The sequence below is a fragment of the Streptomyces sp. NPDC102274 genome (genome assembly GCF_044766385.1).
GTDB lineage: Bacteria > Actinomycetota > Actinomycetes > Streptomycetales > Streptomycetaceae > Streptomyces.
Window position 1 is genome coordinate 19,283 of record NZ_JBIWLW010000047.1, and the last position, 21,331, is coordinate 40,613.

Sequence of the window (21,331 nt, forward strand, 5' to 3'; positions counted from 1 at the left end):
CGTCGGAGTCAGGCACGCTGTCCCCCTGCGGCCGAAAGGCTCAGTGCGCCGGCGGGGGTCCGGCCCGGCCACTGGAAGACAAGTCGTGCGCTGGGCTTGTCGAGCACGTCACCGGGCGGCAGCTGGTCGTCGATCGTTGCCGCCGGGTGGACGGTCATCGGCGGATAGCCGCTCTCGCGCACCTCGCGGTCCCAGACGCGCACACACTCCGCGAAGCTCCGCCACCTCTTCGGCTGCTGGGCCGTAGGCGTGGATGAAGAACTCGGTGAGACGGTCGGCCGGATCCGGGGCGTCCTTGACCTTGCGGTAGGTCAGGTAGGCGAGGGAGCCGTCCGAAAGCATCGCCGCTGCGTCCTGCTGCGCCACCAGCGCGGAACCTTCCCGGGCGGTCAGGCGGCAGAACCCCGGCAGCGTCGTCGCGGCGTAGACCTGCAAGGTCTCGAAATTGAAGGTGCCCCGGACCACAAGGCCGGTGGTGAGCTCGCGCCGGGGCCCGCGCAGCGCCTCCTCAAGCCCCGCGGTGTCACCGGGCTCACCGTCTTCCCACCGCACGGTGACCTCGCCGTCGGCCAGGGGGAGGACGGGGGCCGTGCGGGCGGCGGCGCCGCGGTCCCGCACGAACCCGCAGTACGTCCAGTGCTCGCAGTGCAGCACGTCGCCGCGCCGGACCAGGGTGAGGGAGCGGGTGTAGCCGCCCATCTCCAGCGGCACCACCAACCGTGCGCCCTCACGGAGTTGCTCGCGCCAGGCCGGGGCCACGTCAGCCGCGTTGTGTGTGATCACCACCCCGTCGAACCCCTGGGCGGGAACGTGGCCCGGTGCGCCGAGACCACCGTCGCCCAGGACGGCGGTGACCTGGCCGCTGCCGGCCTCCGCGCACAGCCGCTGCGTGCGGTGCACCACGTACGGGTCGACGTCCACCGTGACGACCCGTCCGGCCGGTCCGACGACGTGGGCGAGCAGCTCCGCGTTGTACCCGCCGGATCCGACCTCGAGCACGGCCGCCCCGGGCGTCAGCTGGAGTTGCTCGGCCATGTCGGCCTGGAGCCAGGCCGCGCTGACCGAGCTGGTCGCCCGGCCGTGCTCGTCCCGGCGGGTGACGACGGCCAGGTCGTCGTCGTAAACGGTCTTGAGGTCCGTCTCCGGTGCGAACCGGTGCCGGGGCACCATGCGCAGCGCCTCCTGGACCACGGCGGAGGACGTCCAGCCGCCGGCGATGACGGCATCTGCCATGCGGTGGCGCAGCCGGACGGCTTCGGCCGGTTCCCCGGGTACCGGCGGGGGTTCGGCGGCGGTCGGGTAGGCGTTGACCGGCGGCAGGCCGGGGATGACACCGGGCCAGACGGCATCCAGTGCGTTCGCGGCCGGGGTGAACACCGGGCCGAGACATCCGAGACCGTGGGGGTCGTGCCATTCCCAGCGGGTGAACTTGTCCGGCTCCGCGGTGGTGAGGGCGCCGGTGAAGCCGGCGATCCGGATCACGGCGGTCACCCGCGGGACTCCCTGGGCGGCGTCGGTGAGGATGGACACCACGCTGGCGCCGGTGGCGTGCAGGCCGGTCTCCTCGGCGAGCTCGCGCACCCCGGCCCCGTCCAGCGGTTCCGCACCGTCGATCTTCCCGCCCGGAGCCTCCCACATGCCGCGTTTGGACCAGCCGAGCAGGACACGCCCGTGCTCGTCGGTCACGACAGCCAGCGCCCCGGCAACGGCGTAGCCGGTGGCCGGCACGGACCGCTCCACGGCGACCGTGTCCGCACACGGACCGCGCAGGACCAGCGCCGCCAGGTCGCCGGCGGCGATGCGCTGCACGCTCGTCCAGCCGCAGGTGAGGGCGGTGATCTCATCCTCGTCCAGTGCGATGCGCCGCTTCTCGGCCGGGGTGTGCGCGGCCAGCGGGGTGATGACCAGCATGGTGCCGCCCTCGCGCAGTCGGCGCCCGAGCGCGTGCAGGACACGGGTGCGGTCGTTCAAGAAGGCCACCGAGAGGCGGAACACCACCAGGTCATAAAGGTCGTTGCCCAGCGGGGCGGGGTCGTCGCGTTCGATGTCCAGGCACAGCCACCGCACCTCCGCGTCGGGGTGGTCCGTGCGGGCCTGCTCCAGGGCGCCCTCGGCGAAGTCCACTCCGTCGACGGTGTACCCGAGCGAGGCAAGGTACACGGACATCTCGCCCGTCCCGCACCCAACGTCGAGCGCGCGGCCGCCCTCGGGCGCCGGCGCGTGCTCGACGAGCAGGCCCTTCTCCTCGTCCCCGAGCCGCCGGAAACCTCGCCCCTCGGTGTAGCGCTCGGACCAGTCAGTCCGGGTGAGTCCCACAGATCGCTCCTCGTTGGTGAAAGGCAGGTTGGTCGGTGTCAGGGCAGTTCGACGGGTCCGTAGAGGGCGGCCGGCCGCTGGGTCTGCAGTGCCCAGTACCGGTCGCCGAACGACCAGTGCCACCACTCGGTTCGGTAGGGGGACATGCCTGCGGCGGTAAGGGCACGGCCCAGGGTGGCCCGGTTCGTGCGGGCCCGGCCGCTGAGGCCGGGGGCGTCGGTGTAGCAGGCGCCGTCGGACTCCTCCGGTGAGGCGTTGACGCGCGTTCCCATGTCCAGCTCGCGGCCCCGGTGGTCGATCAGCGTCACGTCGACGGCTGCGCCGGCGGAGTGCGGCGCGATCTCCGGAGGCGACACGAAGCGGCTGGCGGCCGCCCGGAGCTCGGCCGCCTGCCAGTCCGGGTGGGCGCGTGCGAGCTCGTCGGAGTACTCCTCGAAGTACCGACGCTGCAGGGCCGGCGGCCGGAAGCCCTCGATGAACAGCAGCAACACACCGGTGGGAAGCAGCGACTGGGCGTGCAGCAGCCGGGCAAGAACGCCTTGCCGAACGTGGGCCCAGGCGCCCGCCGCGTCCCGTTTGCGGTCGTCGACCTTCAGGCCGTGCTCGCGGGCGTCGACGAGGACCTCGCCGCACTCCTGGACGGGGATCGCGGCCACCCTCCGGTCGGACATCAAGACAATGCTGCTGGCGGTCACGCGTTCCCCCAGGTGTCGACGTATGCGGCCACGCCGGTGCGGCGGGCCTCCTCCACGGCGCGCAGCCGCACGAAATCACGGGCAGGCATCAACGCCTCCCACTCGGCCAGGGGCAGAACGCGGGCCTCGTCGTGCTCGCGGGCGTTGAGGGTGAGGCCCCGGATCTGTGCATCGGTGAGGCGCCCGCCATCGAAGACGAGCTGCAGCGTGCTGTACGGACGCCTCTCCCGGGGCTGCCCGTACACGGTGGCCAGCAGCCGGGGCGGGCCCACGGCGGTCATGCCGGTCTCTTCCCGGCACTCGCGCACCACCGCGTCCCAGGGCCGCTCGCCCACCTCCTGCTCCGGTGGGAGGCCCGGAAAGGGCCCGTCGGGGTAGGTCACGAAGTGGCTCCCTCATCGAGCGGGTGGGGGGCGGGTAGGTGCCAGGACAGGCGTCCGCACTCGGAGGCGGCCCACTGCCTACCGTCCGCGTCGAAAAGGAGGCGGTAGCGGTCTGGGGAGCGTGCGGCCCGCCACCGGTCGGCGAGGTCCTGGTCTCTTTCCAGATGTCCTGCGGCCCGTTGACGGTGACGCTCCAGCGCCGGTGGCCCACCGGCTCCGCGCGCATCCAGGACCCGCAGCCGGGCGCGCCGATCACCAGGTGCTCAGACCCGAAGTCCCGTACCAGACCCCCGCCGAGGAGATGGTCGGCCGCCAGCCAGAAGCCGCGGTCGCTGTCCGCGGGCGGCGCCAGCTTGCTCCGCTGGGTCCATGTGCCCGGCTCGGTGGCCATGCGCTGCCGGAACTCCTGCGTGAGCCAGATCCGCGCCACGCCGTGTCCCGCCCGGTGGGCGAACTCCACGGCCCGCAGCTCTGCCGTGATCTGCCCGTCGGCGGTGCGCTCGACGACGGCGAGGCCGGGCCACGACGGGGACGCGCTGGTCACGTGCGCCAGCAGTTTGCCCTCGGGAGCGAGCTGTTCGACGAGGGCTGTGGGCACTCGCTCCACCGTGTACGACACGAAGATCCGGTCGAACTCCCGCCCCGGAACGCCCTGTTCCCCTGAGCCGCACACCACCTCCGGACGGAAGCCGAGATCGGCCAGCCGGGCCGCGGCCGCGTCGGTGAGGTGCCGGTCCCGGTCGAGGGAGACCACCCCCTGGTCGCCGCAGACCTTGCAGGCCACCGCGGCGGTCACCCCCGCGCCCGTCCCGACGTCCAGCACCCGCAGACCCGGACGCAGATCCAGCTCCTCCAGCAGCGAGGCGGTCAGACCCATCACCGTCGACATCGACGTGATCGACGCCCCCGACCGCGTCCCGCGCACCCGGCCCAGCAACGGCTCCCCGTCGTGCTGGACGAGCACACTGGCCCCGCCGTACAGCAGCCCGAGCAGCTCGGGGCGGTCCTGCGGCGCCGACCAGTCCAGCAGATCCCACCACGGCGGCTCCTCGCCCGGGGCACTGCGACGTACGTACGCCTGAGGCATCAGCACCTCGCGGGGCAGCATGAGGAGGGCGTCGCGGACCGGGCCGGCCGCTAGATCGCCGGCCTCCTCCAGGCGGGCGACCATCGCCGCCCGGGCCGCAGCAGCACCGCGACCACCCCGGGTGCCGCGGCTGTCCGCGGACCCGGTGACTTCTGCCGTCTCCGTATGCAAGGGGGCTGCAGTGGTGGGCGTCGCTGAAGCGTGGGCAGCTGGGGAAGCGGGCCTTCGCGTGGTGTCCCCGGTGCTCAGGTCCGTCATGTGGCGCCTCCGTCCAACGAGCTCTCACGGCGGATATCTGCGGCGGCCGCCGCTCCAGGGGCCGGCACCTGAGGCGGAGGGCCGGGGCGCGGGAGATCTTCGGCAGGCTCGGGTTCCTCCCGCTCGGGCGGGGTGCTGGGCATCTGCCGCAGGCCGCGCAGCGGAGAGAGGGCCAGGACCAGGAGCGGCACAGTGAGCAGAAAGGCACCGATGACCAGGGCGGCCCGGACACCGGCCCACGTCCCCAACGCGCCGGCGAGCAGCGCGCCGACCGGCCGGGCACCCGATGTCAGCCAGGTGCTCACCGCCTGCATCCGTGCCTGCATGCGGGAGTCGGTGATGATCTGACGGATCGACCGCTGGGTGGTGCCCGCCGCCCCGGCGCACGCCAACTGCACGAACAGCGCCGCACCGATCACGAACTGCCAGCCAAGGCCGGGAGAGGCGAGCAGCAGCGGAATCTGGGTCACCGGCGTGATCCCGAGCGCGGCCAGCATCATCGGACCGGGCCCGATCCGTCGCGCAATGCCCGGGGCGAGGAGCGCGCCGGCGGCCGCGCCCAGGGCGCCGAGCCCCAGCACGACACCGAACGCCGTGGTGCTCATCGCAAGGGTGCGCAGCAAGTACAGCGCCCACAGCGTGTTGAGCAGCGCGAGGGCAAAGGAAGTCGTCGCGTTGACCAGCGTCAAGGTGCGCAGTTGGTCATCACCGCGTACGTACCGCAGGCCGTCGCCGATCTCCGCCCACAGCCGGCGCTCCTCAGCCCGAGGCCGGTCTGCTTTGGGCGTGCGGATGCGTGTGGTGCACCAAGCGCTGATGAGGTAGGAGAGGACATCTCCGAGCAGGGCCCGGGCCGGTCCGACCAAGGCGGTCAGCGCGGCGCCGAGGTTGCTGCCACCGGTCGCGGAGATGGCGAAGAGTGCGCCGACCCGGCTGTTGCTCCGCTGGATCAAGGACCGGTCGACCAGGCTGGGCAGGATGCTGATGGCCGCCGCGTCATGCATCACGCCCGCGGCGCCCTGCACCACAGCGACGGCCATGAGCTGAGACAGAGTCAGTGCGTCGAAGGCAGCCGCCACTGGCACCGTGGCCAGCGCGGCCGCACTGACCAGGTCCCCGGTGATCATCTGGCGTTGCTTGGAGTGGCGGTCGGCGAGCGCCCCCGCGTGGAGGGCGAGCACCGCGGGTGGCAGCAGTCCCAGGAACGCCAGCCAGGCCACCTGAGAGGTGGTGGCGTGCAGCTCCAGGACGGCGATCACCGGGATCACCATCGAGCTGATCGAGCTGCCGGTCACGCTGGCGCTCTGCCCGATCAGGAGCGTCCGGAAGTTTCGGTGCTGCCACAGCGACGTCTGGAGTTGAGTGGGGGAGTCAGCAGAGCTGGTCACGGAGCACCTCCTCCGCCTCGTCCAGGCGGGCGCACAGCACACCCAGGGCCTTGTGGCGGGCCCGCCCGTACGCCTCCAGTTCAGGGGTGACCGCGGGTGGGTCGTCGAGCGGTTCCGAGAGCGGGTACACCGAGCAGGCCAGGTATCCGGCCGCCACCCGTGGCACCGTCAGGAGGTCCTCGACCGGTATGGCCGGGTTGGTCTCCCGGTAAGCGGCAACGGCCGTGGCCAGCCCTGCGGGCCAGTCCGGGGCGCTCAGGACGGTGCGCGGATCGAGCACGATGCGCCCCAGCTCCCACATCGGGCTGCGGTGCGCCGGCGGCCGGAAGTCGATGACCGCGGCGACCTTCTCACCTTCCAGCATCAGGTTGAGGGAGGACAGGTCGCCGTGGACGATCTGCGTGACGAGGGTCGAGGGCAGTGCTTCGAGCATGTCCGCCGCGGCGGGGAGCCCGTCCAGCCGTTGTTGAGCGGTGTCCCTCGCCCACGCTCTGAACGAGGAACCCGGGGGCTCGGCCGCATAGCGGGCGAGGAGCCATTCCAGGCGCTGTCGGCCGCGCTGGACGTCGCAGATCTCGTGGGAAGGGGCGCGGCGGGGCGGCCCATCCGGATGCCGCGCCAGAGTCCGGTGCAGCTGGCCCACGGTCGCGCCGACGGCGGCCCACCGTGCGCCGTACAGACCGTCTCCCGCTGTCTCGGCGCCCTCGGCGAACGCGGCGACGGATACCGCCAACCCGCCGTCCACGGCGATGAGATTGCCGTCCAAGGTGCGGCGCATCACCGGCACCGGGACCCCGCCGAGCGCGGCGAATTCGGCCAGCTCCAGGGCGCGCCGTTCGGCGCCCAGGCCAGCGTGCTCCGGGTAGGCCTTCACGAACCATCGGCGGCCGTCGCCGTCCGTGGCCACATAGTTGGACGTGGCGGTCCCTGACGGCCCTTCGCAGACGTCGGTCGGGACGATGCGGTAGTGCAGCGCCAGGACTCCCGCCACGACCATGACGCCGGACTGCGCGCTCATCGCCCCGCCTCCGGCCTGCCGGGGCCGTTCAGCAGCCGGCGCAGCGCTCGGGCGTCCGCTTGCAGTTGGTCCTCGTCCTGGCGCCCGAAGTCGAGCACGTCGAAGGGCAAGGGGCCGCCCGGCGCCGGGTCCGCACCCGCCTCGCGTCGCGGAACCACATGCTGGTGGGCGTGGGGGATGGCGTTGCCGAGCAGGAGGTAGTTCATCTTCAGGGGCTGGTAGTGCGCCTCAACTGCTCGGCCCAGGGTGAGGGTGTCGCGCCAGAAGGCGGCGGCTTCGTCGCCGGTGAGTTGGGTGGGCTCGGCGACGTGGCGCGCGGTCACGATGGTGATGGAGTAGCCCCGGACTTGGCCGGAGCGCCAGAGGTAGGACTGGGAGACCTCGCCGCGGTGCAGCAGCAGTCCCCACCCGATGTCGTCGGCCGTCCAGTCGTTGGTGCGCATCGGGCAGTCGTGGCCGGCGCGGTGCGCGAGAAAGTGTTCAGGCCAGGAAGTACTGGGTGTCGCTGGGAGCGTCACAGGTGCTCACCAGCCCGTCTGGGTGTACGGACGGCCCGCGGTGATGCCTTCGATTGCCTGGCGGGTGTACGGCACGACCTGTGCCGGAAGGTCCTGCGGCCTGAACCACCTCCAGGCCACACACCGGTCGGGCTCCAGGAGTTGCGGGGTTCCGGACCATGTCCGGGCCTGGAAGACGAGCGCGATTCGTGCCCGCGCCGTCGGTGAGTCGACGTGGTGGACCACGTGCACGAGCTCGACGTCACCGGGCTCGATGATCAGCCCGGCCTCCTCCTGGGCTTCGCGTACCAGGCAGCTGATGGCGGCTTCCCTCTCGCAGTGCCCTGCCAAAAAGTGCCACTCGTCCGGCGCGAATGCCGAGTCGGGGTGTCGCAGTCCGAGGAGGATCCGCCCGTGTTCGTCCTGGAGGTGAAGGTGGACGCCGACGATGTGGAGCTCGGTCCCTTCCGGTGCCTCTTCGCGCTGCGGACGGAGGCGGTCCGGTGGGTTGGTGGCCGGGGGATGCTCGGCGGCGTGCCGTCGGATCAGGTCGCCGAGGCCGGGGCTCAGGGACAGCCGGTCCAGCATGTCGGGGGTGAACCATTGCAGGAGGACGCCTTCTTGCAGGTTCGCCGTGTCGGGGTGCCCGCTCCAGCGGGCCGTGTAGACCTCGATCGGGACCGCGAGGCCGTCGACGCTCGTCGCTTCCTCCACCACGTAGGGCGTCAGGCCCACCGGTTCAAGGCCGGGGGCCTCCTCGGCAAGCTCCCGCCGCAAGGTCCCCTCCAGGCACCGGTCGCCCCGCTCGCGGCCGCCCCCCAGGAGGGCGAACACCCCGGGCTCCCAGATGCCCTCACGGAGATCCCTGAGATGAAGCAGGTACCGACCGAAGCCGTCGTGGACCAGAGCCGACACGTTGATGGGCTCCGGCCGGCCGTCGAGCCCATCGGCCTCGGCGTCCAGCAGTTTGGCCCGCAGCGTCGGGGACCTGACGTCGGTGAACGCAAGCCACTGGGCACCTGAGACCTCTTCATCCTGAAGCCTGAGCGGCGGCAGCTGCTCGGCGCTGACGTAGAAGGCGAAGCGGAAATCGAAGTGCTGATGGCTCGGCTCGCCCTTTGCGGGATTGGCGTCGATCCCGTGAACGTCGATGTCGACCGGCGCGCCCAGGAACTGCGGGGTCAGACACAGGTCCCCGGGCCGGATGCCCGTTTCCTCGGACACTTCCCGCAGGGTCGCGGCCAGGAGGCTCCGGTCCGCCTCGACGTAACCGCCGGGGGTGAGCAACAGCCCCGTGACCTTGTGGCCGATGTGCAGTACGTGACGGTTGCGGTCGATGACGACCGCGCTGCAGGTGACGTGGCCGGGGAGAGTTGCGCGGTCGGACGGGTCGTCAGGGCCGTCCACGATGGCCAACAGTCCGGCCAGAGACTCTCGCTCATGCGGATGCCGAGCCAGATAGCTTTCGGCGGTCGCGCGGATGTGGGAGCGAGTGACCGGCACGTCAACACCTCGGGAAGCATGGAGGGACTGGTGGATGGGTCGGCGGAGTACGTGGTGGCGGGGCCCCTCATGCGCGGGTCCCCTGCCTTTCGTCGTCCGGCTCGGAGGTGACCTGGTAGGACAGCAACTGCTGGAACAGGCCACCCTCTTGTTCGGCGAGGTCCTTGTAGGTGCCCTCTTGCACGACTCTGCCCTCGTCGAGGACCACGATCCGGTCGGCGACGGCGACGTTGGTGATGCGGTGTGTCACCAGCAACACCACCCGGTCCTGGGCCAGGTCCCGCAGCCGCTGGAAGATTCTGTATTCAGCGCGAGGATCGAGGTTGGCGGTCGGCTCATCGAGGACCAGGAGCCCGGCCTTCCGGAAGAACGCCCTGGCGAGCGCGATGCGCTGCCACTGACCGCCGCTCAGTTCCTCCCCGTTCAGCCACTCGCGGGCCAGGAGGGTGTCCAGGCCGGCGCCGAGCTTGTCGACGACCTCGTCGGCGTCGGCGGCCTCGCACGCTTCACGCACCGCCGCGTCACCGCGGGCCGTGGGCTGCCCCTGGGTCACGTTCTCGCGCACCGTCAGCGGCCAGTGCGCGTAGTCCTGCGGTACCAGGGCCACCTGCTGCCACAGCGCCTGCGGGTCGGCATCGTCGGTGGGGACGCCGTCCCACAGCACCTGTCCGCCCGTGGGCAAGTACAGGCCGCTGACCAGCTTCGACAGTGTTGACTTTCCTGAGCCGTTGAAGCCGACCAGTGCGGTGACCTCGCCCCGGCGCAGAGTGAGCGAGACGTCGGACAGCGCGTCCTGGTCCTTCCCGGCGTAGCGGTGCGAGACCGACTTGATCTTGATCTCGTCCGGTGGCGTAGGCCGGTGCTCGCCGCGGCGCATGGTGTAGCCGCCGGCCAAGTCGAGGAACCTTGTCCAGTCGTCCATGTACAGGCCGGTACGCACGGCGCGGGCCCCGACGGCGACCAGCCCGCGCACCGACTGGCCCACTGTCTGCAGAGCGAAGACGGCCGTGCCAGCGTGCCCGACGCTGATGCGGCCGGTGGCCAGCAGCCACACCACCGCCGCCCACACGACAGCCGATCCGAGGCCGCCGCACAGTGCACCGACCAGCGACATGCGGGCGCCCTTGTCGGCCGCGGTCCGGTCCTCGCGGTTGATCCGGGAGACCGTCTGCCGATACCGGTCTGACAGGAAGTCGGCCATGGTGCCGGCGCGGATCTGGTCGGCTGCCTCGCGGGTGAAGATGTGCCAACGCAGCACCGACAGCATGCGGTTGTCCCCGTTGCTGCGGAGGTTCGCCAGGTAGCGGACCCGGGCGGCGCTGACCTGGGCGAGGGCCTGCGGCAGGCTGGCCGCGACCAGGAGGGGAAGGAGCACCCAGCTCACCCCGGCGAGGACGATGGCCCCGGCGAGGAAGGAGGCCGCCGAGGCGATCAGGTCTTGGCCCTCGTCGATGAGGTCGCCGGTGACCTGGGCCCCGCGGTCGGCGGCCTCGCGGTCGCGGTTGAAGTCGGGGTCGTCGTAGGCGGACAGCTCCACCTCGGCGCAGCCGGTGAGCAGCATCTGCTCGGCCTCGCGCGACATGAGCGGGCCCAGCCGGGAGGAGAGCCAACTGACGGTGATCCCCAGCAGTGCCCGCACCCCGGTCGCAGCCGCCAGCAGGGCCACGGACGGCCATGCCTGGAGGAGCCGGTGGTAGACGTCGCCGCTGGTCAGCAGCGCGGTGAGGGTTCCGCTGATCGCGATCAGGCCCAGGGCCTGCATCACGCCGGCGACCGTCTGGCACAGCAGGAGACCGGTGGTGGCCTTCCGGTCGACGCGCCAGGCCAGTGCCAGCGAACGCCGCACCAGCTGGGGCAGGCGCCGGGCCATGTCCCGCATCCGGATGGAGCGGCCGGCCGCTTCACGGCTGCCGGTCAGGTCCACGTACCGCATCTCCGGTGCGGGGGTGGTCTGCTCCGCACCGGCGGCCGGCGCAGCTTCCGGTGACTCAGCCGGCGGGGCGGGCGGAAGGGGGGTGGGGCGCGGCCCCGGGACAGTCTCGGCGGTTTCATCGGTCGACTCACTCATGCCGCCCACCCCGTATCCAGACGTGCTGAGCAGCGGGTGTCGTCAACACGGCGCACCGTCACGAGGGCAGGCCGTCGTTCGATTCCAGAGGGCTGATGCAGGGGGGCGGGGGCGGGATTCATGACGTTCCTCCATCTGGGCGGTGAAGTGGCACTGGTGCTCTAAGAACGCGTCGGATCGGGCTCCGTAACGGCTCATTTCGTGAACACACGTTCTGATCGGGCCGTTGGGGCGGGCGGGGTGCGGCGACGGGCAGTGAAACTTGTTCGACGCGGCCGGGTCACTCCTTCGGGGGATTGCCGTGGTGGCTGGGGTTCCGGTGTGGGGCATGGCTGCCGTGGCGAGGACGAGGCACGGCCCTGGTGGAGAGCGGTCAGATCAGGTAGAAGGCCGCTCGCGGATCATGCCGCGACGACCGTGAAGGGCACGGCGGGAAAGCGCCGGCCGTTGACCTGGATTGCGACGGTGTACGGGCCGGGAGTGATCTTCGTGGTGGCCGTCGAACGCAGCTTGTGCGGCTTGGCCAAAGAGAGCGGCCGGCCGGGCTGGACGGTGTTGCGGTTGAGGAAGTAGACCTTCTCGCGCGGCTTGCCGGTGGGCGTGATGGAGGAGATGACGAACATGACATCCACCGGGACGGCCACGGTGGCTGTGAGGGCGGCGGAGAAGCTGAGCACGTCGCCGTCGGCCAGCTCGGTGCGCTCCAGGACGAGAGGTGTCAGCTCGAGCGGTGCGTCATGCGGGTAGCCGAGGAAGGCGTAGGCGTCCGGCGAGCCCTTCTTGAGTCTGCTCCGCAGGGCCGTCCGGGCGATGAAGGCGAAGTGCTTGTCGGTGGCGCTATGGGTGTCCTTCCACCGTTGGAGGGTGGCCAGGACGACGTCGGGCTGCGTGGCGGCGAGGTCGTGGAGGTGGTTGGCGACGGAGGTACGGACGTACGTGCTGGAGTCGGCGTAGAGCCGGTCGAGAACAGGCAGCGCCGCATCGACGGGCAGGGAGATACGGGGCGCGCAGGGCAGGAGGGGGCGGGTGGCTTCACTCGCCAGCCGGCGCGTCCGGTGGTCCTCGTCGCGGGACCAGGCATCAACGGCCTTCATCGTCTCGTCGGGGAAGCCGTTGAGGAAGTCCCGCACGGCGACCTCTGCCGAGAAGTATCGGGTGAAGCGCGCCAGGGCATCGAGAGCATGGTCCAGGTACTCGCCGGTGCACAGGTAGCGGGCGACGAAGTCGGAGTGCGGCGAGTACGTGTGCCACCCGAAGTCGTTCGTCACGCCCGCGGCTTCGGGAGTCGGCGGCAGTGAGCGCAGCAGTACGTCGAGAGCTTCGGTGCCCGTGACCGGAAGGTGGGTGTGCAGCGCCTCGCTGGTGCGAGTAATGCGATCTTTCAGCTCCAGCCCGGGCAGGTCGGCCATCACCTCCCGTACGAAGGCGCCGGCGTCGAAGTCTGGGCATACGCCGTGTACTTGGTGTCCAATCTGGGTGATGCGCTCGCGGTTGAGGGCGGTTTCCTTCAGGGGCACCTTCACGGCCTTCACGGTCATAGGCAAACACTAGGGCTGGCGACAGGCACAGACAGCGTGTTCTCGCCGCCGGTCATCCGTCGGAGCCACTCGAAGCTGCGGGCTGTCGAACGGCAGCGCGATACAGCAGGCGGGAGTGGCGGGAGCTGTCGCACGGGGAGGCCGTGTGGAGGGTGGCGAGGTTATCCCACACGACGAGATCGCCCTGACTCCAGCGGTGGCTGTAGAGGTACGGCGCACTGGTCGTGTGCTCCAGCAGTTCGTCGATCAGGGCGCGGCTGGCCTCGTCGGAGAGTCCGGTGACGCAGCGGATCACCATGGAGCCGAGGAGCAGCGAGCGGGCTCCGGTGACCGGATGGGTCAGGACGAGCGGGTGCTCGACCTCCGCATGACCGGCGAGGCTCCCGGCGGCGGCTGACGACTGCCCGCCGCTGGCCTGACTCTGCAACGCGCCGAGCTGCTGGATGGAGTGCACAGCGCGCATCCCCTCGATCCGCTGCCGTACCGCCGGGCGGAGGTCGGCGTAGGCGCGGGTCGCGTCGGCGAAGCGCGTCTCACCACCCAGCTCGGGGGTGATGACCGAATACAGCAGCGTCGCGGCGGTCAGCTCCGGCTTGAAGCTGTTGTCGGTGTGCCACTCCTCCTCGTCGTCCCCGTCGTAGATGCCGATGTGCTCGCCGCCCTCGACGATGTTGCTGATGACGGTCAGCCCGGGAAAGCCGCCGACGGCGTACCGGCGGTCAACGCTCGTGTCCACCGTTCCGAAGCAGGAGGCGACCGTCAGGAGATCGGCGTGGGTCAGGTGCTGCCGGGGCACGACCAGCAGCCGGTGCTGGTGCAGGGCTCGCGCCAGCTGAGGCGCGAGGTCTTCGGCGTCGGTCGCGAGGTTGCAGTCGACGACTGCGCCGAAGCCGTTGTCGTCGAGCGGGCGCAGCGACAAGGACATCGCGGCTCCTTTCCGGACGGTGATGGCGGTCAGAACTGGGCCGACTGCTGGAAGACGCTGATGTCCTTGATGCCGGTGGCGGCCATGCACAGCCGCTCGATGCCGATGCCGAGCCCGACGCTGCCGGTCGGCACGAGTCCGGCGTCGATCGCCTTCCACGCCAGGGCCTGCTCGTCGTCGTACAGGTCCACCGCGCGGGCCCGCTGGACGAAGGCGGCCTGGTCGGGCTCATCCTCGTAGCCGTGAACGACCTCGATGCCGTCGACCAGGAGCTCGAAGCGGTTGAGGACCGCTGCCGTGCCCGGAGTGAGACGGGCGCACGGCTCGTCCCCGCCGACCGGGTACTCGGTCAGGAACAGCGCGGCGTCCTTGCTCTGGGTCTCCAGTTCGCGCTCCACGAACTGCCCGAGCACCGACTTGAACGGCACATCGGCACCCAGGGTCAGGTGGGCGGCCATCCGCAGGGGCAGATCACCGAGGGGCTCATGGCGCAGGTCGATGCCGAACCGGTCGCGGATGTGGCCGGCGACGGAGACCCGCTGGGGGGTGTAGCGGATGTGTGGAACGATCAGCTTCTCTGCGAGCGCGAACAGGAACTCGAAGTCCTCGTCGGCGGCGTAGAGGTCGAGCATCTGGAACTCGGGCGCGTGCAACTTGTCCGGCTTCTCGGGCCGGAAGCACGGACCGATTTCGAAGACCCGCCGGTGGTGCTCCATGTTCACCCGCAGGGCCGGGCCGATCATCGCCCGCAGGAACCGCCCCCCGTCGAGGTCGACCGGGAGACGGCGTCCCGTGCCGAGGTCGGCCTTGCGCATCGTCGGGGTGACCACCTCGACGAAGGTCTCCGTGCGGAGCGTGTCACGGAGGCTGAACAGCAGGTCGGATTTCATGACGACGGGGTTGAGCACGTGTGCTCCTCAAGGTCGGTGTTTCCGACGGCAGATGGAGGGAAGCGGGGTGCCACGGACCCTCGTGCGCGGCTCCTTGGCGGGGCCACAAGCTAGCCGCGGCGACGCGAGCAGCAGAACCCCTTCCACCGGGCTCGCAGAGTCCAACGGGCCCGATCTGCCGCTCGTTCAGGAGCAGACTTCCGCGTTTTCGCAGCTCAGATGATGTGTGCGCGCAACGGTGACGCAACGGTCCCGTGCAACCGGCGCAACGCCCAGAGCCGTTGCGGCTCCCTCCGGCGCAGCCCTAGCGTGACTGGCCAAGCGCCCAGCGCGACGCGCCACGCAACGCTCATCCACGGTTGGAGAGGACGTGCTTCGGCGCGACTTCCTCCACCGGCGTGCGCCCGCGGCGTGCCGAGCCGACAGTTCAGCACATCACCCGACTGCGGCCCGGCAGCTCCATCGCCCGATCACACGGACTCGCGGGTCATCCGCGACCGAAGAGGGAGAACTTCCATGACCGCTACCGCCGGAATGACCCCGGACACCGACCTGAAGGCCGGCATGCGCCCGGACGCCTCCGAGCTGAAGTTCGGCATGCGCCCCGACGCCCCCGTGCTGAAGCTGGGGATGCGCCCCGACGCCCCCGTGCTGAAGCTGGGGATGCGCCCCGACGCGGGCGCCCTCATCGCCGCCTGACCCGCGGCTGAACCACCCTTCCGTCGTCCTCCGGCGCGCCCGCCAACGGTGTGCTCGCCAGTCCGCTGCCCGCCCACGGGCGCGCCGGAGCACGGCACCTCCCTACCCGCCCGCACCGCATCGACTGGAGGATTTGATGGGCAGCCCCGCCGCTGGCAGGACCCGCAACGGCACCGGAGCCTCCGGCCCCGTGCGCAAGGCCCTCGGGCAGCAGCTCATCGCCGACCTGGAGAAGCTCTGCGGACGCCCGACGATCGGCCTGTGGGACGTCGCCTGGGACCTCGTCGCGATCACCGCCGCGGCGATCGCCGGCCACACCGTCGGCCACGTCGTCGGCCCACTGCTCGCCATCTGCTACATCGGCGTCCGCCAGCGCCACCTGTCCAACCTCGGACACGAATGCGTGCACTCCAAGCTGATGGCCACCCGCCGCGGCAACCGGCTCATCGGCTACCTCTTGACCGGCCTGCTCGGCGAGAGCTTCGAGCCGTACCGCAGCAGCCACTACGTGCACCACGCCAAGCTCGGCTCCCGCGAAGACCCGATGTTCCAGTCCTACCGCGCCGGCAACATCCGCGCCGCCGGACAGGCGCCCAGCCGCCGCTCCTTCGTCCTACGGGTCATCGTGCGCAACGCCCTGTGGCGGCTGCCGAAAACCGCCGTGCTAACCCTGGTCACCCGCGCGCCGGGGGAGACCAAGCGGGCACTCGCCGCCCGGGCCCTGCTGTGGGCGGGCGTCGTCGCCGCGCTGTGGCCCGTGGGCGGCGTGCCGTACCTCCTGATCTACTGGCTGCTCCCCCTCGTCCTGGTACGGCCCGTCGTCACCTGGATCACCGATCTCGGCAACCACGCCGGCCTGATCGAGAACGATGACGTCCTCCTGCAGACCCGCGGCTGGACCTCCCACTGGCTCACCCGGCACCTGCTCGGCGGCCACTGGGACGACATGTTCCACCCCATCCACCACTGGTGCCCGCAGATCCCCTGGCGGCGCCTGCCCGAGGCCCGCGCCCTGACCTCGGCGCACCTGCCGCGCTGGGACGAAGTGCCCTGGTGCTCCGGCTACTTCTTCCGCCGCCGCTCCACCTCCGACCAGCCGTGCGTGATCGAGGACATCATCACCCGCCTGCACGCCGCGCCCAGCGCCGCCTGTCCCCTGCACCGGCATGCCCGGGCCGCCTGATCCACCCCGAACCCGCCTACCGAACCCGTACGGCACTGACCCTCCGGGACGCACGCGCGCCCGGACAGGGAGCGCCGTCGCCCGCCGCCGAGGAGGCGGCCCACCATGCCCCAGCCCATCTCTGCCCCGCCGCCAGCCCTGAACAGCTACGACGAGTTCACCCGGCTCGACGAAGTCGTCCTCGGGCGCGCCGAGCACTACACCGACCACCACACCGACACCTCGTGGCGGCTGTTCTTCTACGACAACGTCGCTCCCGTCCTCGGCCGGCACGCCAGCCCGTCGGGGGAGGAGCTCCTGCCGATTCCCGCGCAGCTCGTCGACGAGCTCAACGAAGACCTCGCCGGCCTGGCCGACGCCCTGACCGGATGCGGGGTGAATGTCCTGCGGCCCGCGGCGCCGGGCAAGGACGTCGACATCCGCTCCCCGCACTGGGACGCCCGGGCCACCCCGCCGCTCAACGTCCGCGACCAGACCATCATCCTCGGCAAGACCATCGTGGAGACCGCGCCCCACGTGCGCGCCAGGACCTTCGAGAACGACCTGCTCAAGCCGGTCTTCTACCGCTACTACGAGGCGGGGGGCGCGAACTGGCTGAGCATGCCCCGGCCCGCCCTGGCCCGCGACTCCCTCGACACCGGCTACTTCACCCGTCAGGGTCTGGACGTCGCCCGCGCTACCGACGGCGAGATGGCCGGCGTGATCGAGGGCCTGGGCCTGGAGATGGTCTTCGACGGCGCACAGTGCATGCGGCTGGGCCGCGACGTCCTGGTCAACGTCGCCAACCACAACCACGAACTCGCCCTGCGCTGGCTCCGGGACAACCTGCGAGACCTGCGGTTCCACCGCTTGAACGCCATGGCGGACAACCACATCGACAGCGTCCTGGTCCCGCTGCGCCCCGGCCTGATGCTGCTGCGCTCCCCGGAGTACCTGAAGTACCTGCCCGAGGCCATGCAGTCCTGGGACGTGATCTACGCGCCGGAGACCGACGACAGCAACTTCCCGGACTACAGCGACCTCGGCTTCGTCATCCCCATCGGCAGCAGGTACATGGACATCAACCTCCTGTCCGTCGACGAGGACACCGTCATCGTCAACTCCCTCTACCCCGAGCTGATCGACGTCTTGGAGGGCCGCGGATTCACCGTCGTCCCGGTCCGCCACCGCCACCGGCGCCTGTTCGGAGGCGGATTCCACTGCTTCACGCTCGACACCGTCCGCCGCGGCGGCCCCGAGGAGTACCTCATCTGACCCCGGGGCCCGGAGCCCTCTCGCGCAACCCCGATCACGTCAGCCTGCCCGACCTTCAGGAGATCCCGATGAACACCTACGCTTGGCCGCCCGACGATGTCTTCTGGACCGGCACGTTCCCCGAGCACACCGCCGCCCGAACCACGCCCTACCTGTTCAAGGGCATCATCCCTGCCATCGCGGCCACCGCGGAGGACGTCCTGGCGGGGTTCGAGATCATCCGCCGGGCCCATGCCGCCGGCGCCGACATCAAGGCGCACGCGCGCGTCTACGTCGGCGAGGAGCGTCGCGACGACCTCCTCCCCAAAGCGCTGACCGCCACCGCCTGGAGCGGGGACGCGGATGCCTTCGTGCCGTGGATGCAGGAACTCGTCGGCGCCGACCGGTTCAGCCTGGTCATCAACAACCTCGAGACGGTCAGCCCCACCCTGGCCGCCGGCCTCGGCACCTTCCTGAAGAGCCTCATCGACGGGTGGGGTCTGCCGCTGGGCGGCGCCGAACAGGTCGCCTTCGCCGGCAACTATGCCGGCACCGCCTTCGGGATCCACGAGGGTTACGAGGACGCCTTCCTCATCCATCTCGGCCCCAACGCCAAGCATTTCTATTGCTGGCCCGCCGAGCAGTACGAGAAGCTCACCGGCGGCAAGGAGCCCACCTTCGGTGACTACCAGGCGCTGCTGGAGCAGGCCGAGCACTTCCTGCTGGAGCCGGGCGACGCGCTGTTCCTGCCCCGCCGGGTCTTCCACGTCGGCACCCAGGAGACGTTCTCCGTCTCGGTGGCCATGCCGCTCTACACCTACCCGTACGCGCAGATCCTGCAGAGCCGCATCATCCCCGACGTCCTCGCCCAACTGGCCGGCGACGGGCCCGACGACCCGCTCAACGAGCCCTCCGAGATGGCGGACTCGGCCGCGGGGCCCGGCGCCGTCGCCGAGCGCCTGTCCGCCGTCGGCAGCAACCTGCTGCACGTCGCCGCCGACCGAGTCCGCGGGGAGGCCCGCGAGCACGCCGAACAGCGGTGGGCCACGCTGCGCAGTAACGGAGGCTGGGAGCTGGTCGAGGGCGACCTCGCCCGCCAGGAAGCCGCGGACGCCTTCGACCCCCAGCAGGTGACGCCCGGCGCTGAGATCACCCTGATCGCCCCCTACCAGGTAACCACCATCCACGGCGACGGCGTCGAATCCGTCCTGCTGCGCGGCCACCAGACGGGCATCGCCCTCGACGTCGCGGCCCTGGACCGGGACACCGTATCCGCGCTCAACGACGGCGCCACGATCGTCCTGCCCGACAACCAGGAACTCCTCACGGCCGTCCGGGCCCTGGGAGCCACCGGCGGCCTGCACCTGACCCCCCGCTCCGCCGACACGGAGGACACCGACGCATGACCCCCGACAACGGCCTCATCCACGCCTACCTCAAGACGAACCCCGAGACGCAGAGCGCCGTCCACGGCACTCTGCTCGGCCGGTTCACCTCCGGCAACGCCCTGGTCACCGCGCATCTGTCCCCGATGATCGACTGGGTCTACGGGAAGATCGCCGACCAGGTCGGCGCCGCCGAGCTCAACGAGGCCCAGGCCCGCATGTACATCGAGGAACTTTCGGTGTTCGCCCGCTACAACGCCCAGTTCCTCAGGGCGGCCGCCACCGGCGTGGAGGGTTTCTGCCCCGAGCTCGCGCACGAGCTGCGCCGCAACCATCTGGAGGAGGGCGGCGAGCGCGGCAAGGTGCCCGCGCACTACGTGCTCTACACCAACGCGCTCCTGTCCGACCTCGGGCTCCTGGTCAACGGCCACGTCCCCGCCCCCGAGACTGAGACACTGGTCAACCTCCACCAGTGGATGGTCGGCTCGCACATGCCCAGCCACATCGCCGGCGCCTACTACGCGACCGAGGCCGTGGCCATCGCCGAGACCGAGATCCTGCGGGACATCACCAACCGCTACGGCGAGCTGACCATCCAGCGCAGCGGCAGCGAGCTGAAGGCCCTGCACTACTACTGCGAGCTCCACCTCGACGACGAGCACGAGGCTGCCCAGGTCGGCGGCCTCAGCGTCGAGGCCGCTCATATCGAGGGCCTGGCGAGGTTCATCAAGGAGAGTGAACTCTTCCACATCGACCTGCCGCAGGCCCTCGACGGCTTCCTGACGATCGCCGAGGGGATGACACACTGGTGGGCTCAACTCGCCCACCGTGCCCGGGAGATGAACTGATGAACGCCACCCCCGACATCGTCGCCGCAGCCCAGGGGCGCTCCGGCGGATGCCTGTGCGGACGGATCCGCTTCACCGTCAAGGGCAAGGCCGTCTACCCGCACACGTGCAGCTGTCCGCACTGCCAGAAGCTCGGCGGCGGGCCGATGATGTGGTGGGCCGGCTTCGCCCCGGACGATGTCACCTGGACCGGCGAGGGTGGCGAGCCGACCTGGTTCGAGACGTTCGAGGGCGAGGCCAAGCGTGGCTTCTGTCCCGACTGCGGCAGCCGCCTCGCGGCGATCGACAGCGACGTCCCCGAGCTCGGCATCGTCGTCACGGCCCTGGACGACACCACCGGTCCCGACCTCGTCCCGGTCAACCAGTCGTTCCGCGACAACTCCGTGCACTGGCTGCCCCAGGTCCCGGACACCCAGAACAGTCCCGTCGGCTGACGCACGCGAGACCTCCGGGGGCCGGCAGCCTGACCTGCCGGCCCCCGTCCAGCCTGGGACCGTCTGCGCCGTCCGACCCGTCCAGCATCAGGCCCAGGAGGACTCATCGTGCTCACCCCGCATGCCACCAGCGAATACGGCACCCTGCGCCACGTCGCCATGCGCTACGCCGGCGATGTCACCCCCGACCTCGACGGCCCCGACGTCCATCCCGTCCTGGCCCGCCAGAAGGCCACCAGCACCTGGAGGCCGTACACCCCGGCCACCGTCCGCGCCCAGCAGGACGGCCTGATCCACCTGCTGCGCAGCCGCGGAACGGAGGTGACCCTCCTCGGCGAGGCGCCGGGCTGCTCGGCTCAGCACTACCCCCGCGACATCGCCGTCGTCATCGACCACGTTCTCGTCGTGGCACGCCTGAACTCCGAGCACCGTCTTCCCGAGGCCGATGCGCTCGCCCCGCTCCTCGCCGACGTCCCCCACGTCGTCCACCTGGACGAGGGCACCATCGAGGGCGGTGATGTCATGCTGCACACCGGCATGGTCCTGGTCGGCCTCGGCGAGGAGACGTCCCCCACCGGCGTCCGGGCACTGCAGCGGGCACTGGCCCACCACGGCGTCGAGCGCGAGGTTCGCCCGGTCCGCTTCGCCGTCGACGGCATCGTCCACCTCGACGACCACTTCACCATCGTCGCCCCCGACACCGCGCTCATCCACCGCGGCGCCTTCCCGCCCGACCAACTGCGCTGGTTCGAGCAGCACTTCGACCTGGTCGACGTCAGCGACGACGAGGCCTGGGCCGTCCAGGCCAACGTCTTGGCGATCGCACCGGGCGCCGTGGTCGTCGCCGCGGGCAGCGACCGCATCGCCGCGCAGCTCGCTGCGCGCGGCCTCGAGGTCCTCACCGTCGACTACTCCGAGGTCACCCGGATCCCCGGCTCCCTGCGCTGCACCACCCTGCCGCTGACCCGCGCCTGATCCGCTCC

17 protein-coding genes and 2 pseudogenes are annotated in these 21,331 nt (G+C 70.8%); 7 read left to right on the forward strand and 12 right to left on the reverse strand.

The genetic code is table 11. The features are described 5' to 3' along the window. Window positions 1–108: 108 nt before the first annotated feature. From fxlM to ACIRQP_RS37540, 12 genes and pseudogenes are all read right to left on the reverse strand, one after another. Entirely contained in the window at window positions 109–2,316 is a 2,208-nt protein-coding gene (gene fxlM, locus ACIRQP_RS37485; protein ID WP_403898894.1) for a methyltransferase, FxLD system, read from the reverse strand. Between the two features lie 38 nt (window positions 2,317–2,354). After that, on the reverse strand, window positions 2,355–2,987 hold the full coding sequence (locus tag ACIRQP_RS37490) for a M15 family metallopeptidase (RefSeq protein WP_403898897.1): 633 nt from the start codon (window positions 2,985–2,987) through the stop codon (window positions 2,355–2,357). 182 nt (window positions 2,988–3,169) lie between these two features. Then, a pseudogene (locus ACIRQP_RS37495) lies at window positions 3,170–3,292 on the reverse strand (GNAT family N-acetyltransferase); the annotation flags it as partial. A 634-nt stretch (window positions 3,293–3,926) separates the two neighbouring features. Beyond that, window positions 3,927–4,739, reverse strand: a pseudogene (locus ACIRQP_RS37500) (protein-L-isoaspartate O-methyltransferase); the annotation flags it as partial. Continuing rightward, window positions 4,736–6,127, reverse strand: coding sequence for an MFS transporter (locus ACIRQP_RS37505; RefSeq protein ID WP_403898900.1), 1,392 nt, complete (start codon window positions 6,125–6,127; stop codon window positions 4,736–4,738). The gene ACIRQP_RS37505 and the pseudogene ACIRQP_RS37500, both read right to left, overlap by 4 nt. After that, the gene (locus ACIRQP_RS37510; protein ID WP_403898903.1) at window positions 6,111–7,145 is read right to left on the reverse strand and encodes a phosphotransferase enzyme family protein; all 1,035 of its coding nucleotides are present in this window, start codon (window positions 7,143–7,145) and stop codon (window positions 6,111–6,113) included. Before ACIRQP_RS37510 ends, ACIRQP_RS37505 begins: the two co-directional genes overlap by 17 nt. Further along, window positions 7,142–7,588 (reverse strand): HIT family protein, encoded by a 447-nt coding sequence (locus ACIRQP_RS37515; protein ID WP_403898905.1) that lies wholly within the window; start codon window positions 7,586–7,588, stop codon window positions 7,142–7,144. The genes ACIRQP_RS37510 and ACIRQP_RS37515 overlap by 4 nt, the downstream gene beginning before the upstream one ends. Window positions 7,589–7,669: 81 nt before the next feature. Then, complete coding sequence (locus ACIRQP_RS37520) at window positions 7,670–9,145, reverse strand: NUDIX hydrolase (RefSeq protein ID WP_403898908.1); 1,476 nt, start codon at window positions 9,143–9,145, stop codon at window positions 7,670–7,672. Window positions 9,146–9,212: 67 nt separating this feature from the next. After that, a complete protein-coding gene (locus tag ACIRQP_RS37525; protein ID WP_403898974.1) occupies window positions 9,213–11,078 on the reverse strand; it encodes an ABC transporter ATP-binding protein in 1,866 nt (621 codons plus the stop codon). A 536-nt stretch (window positions 11,079–11,614) separates the two neighbouring features. Then, window positions 11,615–12,751 (reverse strand): hypothetical protein, encoded by a 1,137-nt coding sequence (locus ACIRQP_RS37530; protein ID WP_403898911.1) that lies wholly within the window; start codon window positions 12,749–12,751, stop codon window positions 11,615–11,617. A 52-nt stretch (window positions 12,752–12,803) separates the two neighbouring features. Next, the gene (locus tag ACIRQP_RS37535; RefSeq protein WP_403898914.1) at window positions 12,804–13,676 is read right to left on the reverse strand and encodes a TauD/TfdA dioxygenase family protein; all 873 of its coding nucleotides are present in this window, start codon (window positions 13,674–13,676) and stop codon (window positions 12,804–12,806) included. A gap of 29 nt (window positions 13,677–13,705) precedes the next feature. Beyond that, window positions 13,706–14,584 carry an amino acid--tRNA ligase-related protein gene (locus ACIRQP_RS37540; RefSeq protein ID WP_403898917.1) on the reverse strand — a complete coding sequence of 293 codons (879 nt, stop codon included), beginning with the start codon at window positions 14,582–14,584 and terminating at the stop codon, window positions 13,706–13,708. Between the two features lie 498 nt (window positions 14,585–15,082). On the opposite strand from ACIRQP_RS37540, the gene ACIRQP_RS37545 reads away from it, so the two are divergent. The 7 genes from ACIRQP_RS37545 to ACIRQP_RS37575 all read left to right on the forward strand — a co-directional run bounded on the left by ACIRQP_RS37545 (window position 15,083) and on the right by ACIRQP_RS37575 (window position 21,323). After that, entirely contained in the window at window positions 15,083–15,265 is a 183-nt protein-coding gene (locus ACIRQP_RS37545) for a hypothetical protein (RefSeq protein WP_403898920.1), read from the forward strand. Window positions 15,266–15,401: 136 nt separating this feature from the next. After that, window positions 15,402–16,448 carry a fatty acid desaturase family protein gene (locus ACIRQP_RS37550; protein WP_403898923.1) on the forward strand — a complete coding sequence of 349 codons (1,047 nt, stop codon included), beginning with the start codon at window positions 15,402–15,404 and terminating at the stop codon, window positions 16,446–16,448. Window positions 16,449–16,553: 105 nt separating this feature from the next. Beyond that, window positions 16,554–17,702, forward strand: coding sequence for an inosamine-phosphate amidinotransferase 1 (locus tag ACIRQP_RS37555; protein WP_403898926.1), 1,149 nt, complete (start codon window positions 16,554–16,556; stop codon window positions 17,700–17,702). 68 nt (window positions 17,703–17,770) lie between these two features. Then, window positions 17,771–19,087: a JmjC domain-containing protein gene (locus tag ACIRQP_RS37560; RefSeq protein ID WP_403898929.1), complete on the forward strand. Its 1,317-nt coding sequence runs from the start codon at window positions 17,771–17,773 to the stop codon at window positions 19,085–19,087. Continuing rightward, window positions 19,084–19,914 (forward strand): DUF3865 domain-containing protein, encoded by an 831-nt coding sequence (locus tag ACIRQP_RS37565; RefSeq protein WP_403898932.1) that lies wholly within the window; start codon window positions 19,084–19,086, stop codon window positions 19,912–19,914. The genes ACIRQP_RS37560 and ACIRQP_RS37565 overlap by 4 nt, the downstream gene beginning before the upstream one ends. Next, window positions 19,914–20,348, forward strand: coding sequence for a GFA family protein (locus ACIRQP_RS37570; RefSeq protein WP_403898935.1), 435 nt, complete (start codon window positions 19,914–19,916; stop codon window positions 20,346–20,348). The genes ACIRQP_RS37565 and ACIRQP_RS37570 overlap by 1 nt, the downstream gene beginning before the upstream one ends. Before the next feature lie 108 nt (window positions 20,349–20,456). Continuing rightward, entirely contained in the window at window positions 20,457–21,323 is an 867-nt protein-coding gene (locus ACIRQP_RS37575) for a dimethylarginine dimethylaminohydrolase family protein (protein ID WP_403898938.1), read from the forward strand. Window positions 21,324–21,331: the final 8 nt, after the last annotated feature.